Origin of the sequence: Okeania sp. SIO2F5 (assembly GCF_010692685.1) — a bacterium.
Classification (GTDB): Bacteria; Cyanobacteriota; Cyanobacteriia; order Cyanobacteriales; family Microcoleaceae; genus Okeania; species Okeania hirsuta.
On the sequence record NZ_JAAHGU010000227.1, the window covers coordinates 1 to 6,553 of the forward strand.

Annotated in this window: 3 protein-coding genes; 1 reads left to right on the top strand and 2 read right to left on the bottom strand. The window is 34.1% G+C overall.

The genetic code is table 11. The features are described 5' to 3' along the window. Window positions 1-1,673: 1,673 nt before the first annotated feature. On the top strand, window positions 1,674-2,111 hold the full coding sequence (locus tag F6K27_RS31835) for a helix-turn-helix domain-containing protein (RefSeq protein ID WP_124144036.1): 438 nt from the start codon (window positions 1,674-1,676) through the stop codon (window positions 2,109-2,111). Between the two features lie 539 nt (window positions 2,112-2,650). On the opposite strand, the gene F6K27_RS31840 is transcribed toward F6K27_RS31835, so the two are convergent. Continuing rightward, window positions 2,651-4,381, bottom strand: a complete 1,731-nt coding sequence (locus F6K27_RS31840) for an ABC transporter substrate-binding protein (protein ID WP_287279855.1) — start codon at window positions 4,379-4,381, stop codon at window positions 2,651-2,653. Between the two features lie 831 nt (window positions 4,382-5,212). Beyond that, entirely contained in the window at window positions 5,213-6,460 is a 1,248-nt protein-coding gene (locus F6K27_RS31845; protein WP_353736100.1) for a response regulator, read from the bottom strand. Between the last annotated feature and the right edge of the window lie 93 nt (window positions 6,461-6,553).

The following is a 6,553-nucleotide window of genomic DNA, read 5'->3' on the forward strand; positions in this document are numbered from 1 at the left end:
ACGCATCCTTAAAACTTTAACCTTTAGCGATCGCCTAATTTATGAAAAATACAGCTCATACAGTTACTTTTATGTTACATTATCAATATTTATGTAATATGTAAAGATGCCAGCGCTCATTGCTATATCTCCGAAAAAAATATAATGATGATATTTTAAACTTGAAAAACTAAGAAGGAGCAAGGAAAAAGGGAAAAGAGAAAGATGATAAAATAGTGTTTTTATCAATATTAATTAGGACTTACGCAGTAAAACGTATTTTCGTCATTGCGACCGACAGGGTTTGCGTAGCAGTCCAGAACAGATAGCAATCTCAAGTCCTAGTTTTTCGTAACTCATGCGTAAGTCCTGAATATATAGATATAGGGTTTCTCAAATTGCTGAGGTAGAGTTCTTTTTCTTGTTTTCTATTCTCTGTTGCCCGTATCGTTAACGATAGTTGTGTGCAAACTAACCGCTGTTTTGTGCTTCGCAGAGCTTCCTCTAATATCAAATCTGCTGATTTCGGTAAAAAAAGGGGTGTTGCTGAGTGGTAATGATTTTGAGATTAACTTTGGGCGCAAAACATCAGTTTTTCAATTTTACCTTCAGCTAATAGACATCTCCAAGAATCAAAAATCAATATCTATATCCCAAAGAAATTATCAATTCTTTCCCCCTACAGCAAAGCTGCCTACTGCCTACTCCCTATGGGTGGAGTAGATGTCTAATTATCATTACATTTAAGCAACGCCAAAAAAAGTTCCATCTGAGCACCATTGCCAAATCTTTCTCGATCTCTCCATTTCCTCACCCTCCCCACACTCCCCATCTCCCCACACTCTTTATATCATGTCCACACTTTATCGTTTGTGTAAACCCAAGCGTGAATATCTACAGAAAATTTAATTACGTTTTTTCGGACTTTTAAGTCTTCTGTTCTAGATAACTAAAGCCTTCTTCCTTTATTAAGTAAATTGAAAATTTTAGGTAGAGACAGAATATAACAATAGGCAATTCATAAAATAGAAGCACTGCCAATAACAAATCAGTTTTGGTAAAATACCTGGCTGTTATTATCTTAAATTTGCGTAGTAATTGAAAAATAACTTCAGAATTAGAAGAACAAGACAGAAAATTAATTACTCACTAACCGCTACTTCCAGCAGATAAAATTACTTCATAAAACTAGCGTAATCGGTCTATATTCTCAACAGGGATCAGATTTTATATACTCAACTAAATTTGCATATCAAATGCTTAAAATTATATTTTAATCATAATTTGAGTTGAATATTATCAAGATTTTGTAAAGATTTTCATAAAAAAAGTAAAGATTTCGTGAAGTTAAAAAATTATCTGAATTAAGTCTTTTATATATTTACACAGATATTATAAAATGATATAGTATATGTAGATAAGTAACTAAACCGTAAACAATGCAACTGCAAAGTTAATAAAATTAACAGATATTTCTAACATTAAGTGTTAGTCCGTAAATTAAAAATTACGGTTAAACTGCTCAAAAAGGTTTACTACCTTAACTAAGAAATCATCTCAAGTTGTAACGGTCGATTTAAACTTTACAGGGTCATCTATTTCTGGGATAGCAATTGCGTTGAGCAGAACAGAGTTCTATTGCTTCCCAGAGTCGAGCGACTAACATTTATTACTCCCTGATAAAGTAGAAAAAGATGCCTAAAAAAGCCTATCTAAAATCTCACCTGAGTGAAATAGAAATCAAAACACGTTATCTCCAAACTAGAGATAGAGTAGAATCTCGGCGCTGGCACCTTTTGTGGTTAGTGTCTCAAAAGTGGACGATTAAAGAAGCAGCTAAAGCTTTGGGTCTTAACTATGATTATGCTAAAGATATAGTAAAAAATTACAATCAACAAGGACCAAATGCCATTTTGAATCGACGGAAAACCAGGAAATTTTATCCTTCTCATGCTTTACTGACACTAGAACAACAAGAACAATTACGCATAGCACTCAAAAATCCACCCACAGACCAAGAAACCTGGACTGGACCGAAAGTGGCAGAATGGATTGCGAAGACTATTGGACGCGATCGCGTTTCTCCCCAACGTGGATGGGAATATATGAAACGATGTAGTTCCAATTCCTAAATTTCCTGAATATACCAACGTTTAATCTTTTTACTTTATTCAAAGTAGGGCGTGTGACGGCATCATTAATTGAACTGTCACACCTGATTATCCGTTTAAATAGTGATCAAAAACTTTCTCCTCCTCTTCCTTCTTCTTCCCTCCTGAGGACTGAGGACTGAGGACTGACTCCTATAGCAATGAGCACTGGTATATTTACAAATTGCAGGAGGGGCAAAATAGCTAAAAGTCTTAATATTATCGGCAATTTATTCCCCCTGTTGCCTGTTGCCTGTTGCCTGCGCACAGCGCTATAACTCCTTCATCATTATTTATAAGTATTCAACCAGATATAATCAGGACTTACGCATAACCCCTACTATCTGTAGTGGTTAATGGCCATTAACCACTACACGGTCTACAAATGGTGTATAATTCAATGTTTTGCGTAAGTCCTGATAATGTTATGGCAGAGAAAGAGTTGATGTTTGACTTATGCGGATGATGAACCTCAGACAGGGAAATGTTTTTCCTCCTGTTCCCTGTTCCCTGCTATAGGTTTATTTTTTGGCAACTTTCAATTCATCAATATTCCAAAAAGCTCCACCAATAGCAGAGAATTTTAAATTATCTATACGATCGCGAACTGCTTGCAACGAAAGAGGATTTACTAAAAAAAATATAGGCAACTGTTCCGCAACAATTTGCTGAAACTGACCATAAATTTCTCGACGTTCATTCTCATCTACCGTCTGATATCCAGCAGTAAATAAACGGTCAATTTCTTGCTCCCAATTAGAAACTTGCCAATTTTGCATTGGTGTTTCTCCAGGTTTAGCACCAAGGTTAAATTGATGAAATGAACCATTACTTAACCAAAATAAAGAGAGTAAATTTGGCTCAAAATCTGCACCAGGAACACCAAAAGCTCCGACATAACATTCCCAATCTCTACGAAGTAATAGCTTTTCTAAAACAGTGTTGAAATTGAGTACCTGTAAATTAGCTTGAATCCCAATTTTGCTTAAATCTTCTCTGACTTGAACTGCTGTATCTATCCTGAGTTTTTCTTCAGATTTTACTAAAATTGTAAATTCTACTCGGTTACCATCCTTGTCTAATAATTCATTTGCATTATTATATTGAAAACCAGCATCTAACAATAAATTTCTAGCTTTTTCAAGATTATAATTATAAACCTTTAATCCTGCTTCTGGAGATAAATAATAAGGACTTTGTACCCCCAGAGCAGAATGTTGTATTGCTCCTAAACCTCGATAAATATTATTATTTATCTGTTGACGGTCAATAGCATAAGCAACTGCCTGACGAAACGCCAAATTATTAAACCAACCAGACTTAATAGGATTTAAAAAAGGCTTACCTTCCGAATTTTTAGCTTGATTAAGATTAAAACCAACAAACTGATAGCCAACTTGAGGACCACCATTATAAATCTGATATTTTCCTCGTTTTTCTTCTCGTTTAAGTAATTGAAATGCTTCGGCATTTACTCGTAGAGTATCTAGTTCCCCAGAACGAAATCTGAGCAATTGATTATCGGTTGAAGGAATGATTTGGATAATAATTTCATCGAGATAAGGCAGTGAATTACCCATGGAATCGGAACGCCAATAAAAGGAATTTTTTTGTAAAATAATTCTTTGAGAAGGTATGTAACCTGCAAGTTTAAAAGCGCCATTACTAATGATTTTTTGTGGTTCTGTGTTCGTATTCCAGGTTGATAAAAATAGGGGTTTACCATCAGCATCAATTGATAAAACAGTATCTTGCAAAACATGAGCTGGTAAAACTTTCAATTTCTCTACATATCTGAGAAATGGGGCAAATGGTTCGGGCAAGATAAATTCAACTCTTTGTTGATCGAGTTTTTTGATAGAGGGAAAAGCACCATTTCTACCAATTCTTAAAAAGTCTCTATAAACAGTAGGAATTTTTTTATTTAGATAAATATCTTGATAGGTAAAGACAACATCATCAGCAGTTAGAGGTTCACCATCAGACCATTTTAATCCTGAGCGTAATGTAAAAATAATTCGTCTTTTATCCTCAGACAAAATCCAAGATTCTGCTAATGCTGGTTGTAACTCACCAGTTAGACCATTTTCTGATAGTAATCCCTCGTAAATAAACGTAAAAATTCCGTATGGAGAACGAGATATTGGGTAGTTAAAAGTAGTTGGCGCACTAGGAAGAGCTAAAACTAATTTTGAATTATTATTAATTTGTGAATTTAATAAAATTGGGCGACAACCACTTATTAAAATCAATAAACAACATAATAAAAATCCAATTGAAGAATGTAGCACTCGAAAAATCATAAACTTAGGAATAATAAAATTAATTTTTTTGAACTTTCTTAGCTTTTGTTTGTAGTTGGGCTTGAGCTCTTACAATACTTATATTAAATACGTTATCCCAAATCTCACGCATTATTGCTACATCTCCTTGATAGTAGGGAGTAGGGAGTAGGGAGTAGGGTGAAAATAGATAAGATATCTTGGTTTAATGCCGATAATCGTTATAAACATTACTAAACGATTATTATTACTTAATAACTGAAGTTCATCGGAAGTATAGCATTATTTTTGGTAATTGGTATTAATATTTGCTACCAAAAATTGATAGGGAGACGGGAAGATTCGTAAGTAGCACAATTTTTTGTATTTCATATAAGTATTGTTGCTCAAGCAAAACTACGAAGTCCTATTATAAATCTTCTACTTTCCTACTCCCTACTTTCAAGAATATGTAGGAAAAATGGGTGATATTTGATATTTTACCATTTAAAAAAAAAAGAACGTTATGAATAATATCAAATCCGTTTGATCGGACAAAAAAAATATTCAATCGTCATAACTACGCTCATCTTTGTGATTCTCTCTAATCCTGACTCCTGACTCCTGACTCCTAGAGACTTAACCATTCTATAACTGTTTAACCGGATTTGATATAATTTGGATGATTATGGGGATATACCGTTGACGAAAAATATAAGTTCCGACCTAAAAAACAATATCGAAGCCATTTATTCTGACTCCTGACTCCTGACTCCTAATAAATAGTCTACCTATTTGTAGCAAATATTTATCAAACTGATATTACTTCTGAGTAAATGCCCAAGCTCCATCCCAGTTTTTCGGCACACCAGTTGCTGTTAACTCCTCAATTCTTTCTAGATAAAGTTGAGATGTTTGGTCTGAAGAATTAACTGCTAATACTTTCTCAAAATAATTCTTAGCACCAACCAAATCTCCCAAACGATAATACTCTACAGCTAGTTCAAAATCTGCCTGAGTTCTTAATTTTAATTCTCGAACATAATCTACTTCTCCATCAAGCACCTCATAAACATTAATTGGTTCATCTCTACCCTTAACAGATGCTCTATCTAGAAATCTAATTTGATATTTTTGAGGATATTTTAAACTCTTAAAAGCTGACTCAGAAATTAATAAAGAAACTCCATAATACTTAGTCAAACCTTCTAAACGTGAAGTCAAATTCACATTATGAGAAAGTGCATCTCCTGACATTCGAGTTTCCTCTCCAATGATGCCAACCATCATATGACCCCAATGAATACCAATGCCGATTTTCATCGGTAACAAACCCATCGCTTTTAGAGTCTGATTATATTTCTGTAATGTCTTAAGTTGAGAAATAGCTGACTGTATAGCATCATCAGCGCCTTCAGGAAATACAGCCATAATACCATCTCCCATAAACTTAATAATTAAACCATTGTAAGCGCGAATTTCTGGACAAACTTGTTGTAAGTAACCATTTACAAAAGCAAAAGTTTCTTGAGAAGTCATTTTTTCAGATATACTCGTAAAAGAACGAATATCAGAAAAGAATATAGCCATTTTTTTACTCACCCGATCGCCTAAATTGACATCAAGAATATTTTCTTTTGATAGCAATTTGACATATTCGTGGGGTACAAAACGTCCGTAAGCATTAGTGATTTTTGATAATTGAAGATGGGTTTTAACCCTAGTTAATAATTCATCTTTAGCAAAGGGTTTAGCCAAATAATCATTGGCACCAAATCGGAAACCTATAACTAAATCAGCTACTCTATTTTTAGCAGTTAACATCAAGATGGGCAAACTTTGAGCGGGATATTTTTCCCGAACTTTAGCGCAGACTTCATAACCAGACATATTGGGCATCATTACATCTAGTAAAATCATGTCAATATTCTTGTCTTGCTCCAAAGCAGCCAAAGCTTCTTTTCCGTCTAATGCTTGAGTAACGTGATAGTTATAGCAATGAGCGCTGGCATCTTTACATGTTACATAGATATTTGCAATGTAATATAAAAGTAACTGTATGAGCTGTATTTTTCATAAATTAGGCGATCGCTAAACCTTAAAGTTTTAAGGATGTCTGTAATGGTATTGATAATTTACAGTTTATAGCTTGAAATTGTTTAC

What these genes read in the sequence shown, in the direction of transcription:
- F6K27_RS31835 (WP_124144036.1), top strand. Translation starts at nt 1,674, where the DNA reads ATGCCTAAAAAAGCCTATCTAAAATCTCACCTGAGTGAAATAGAAATC.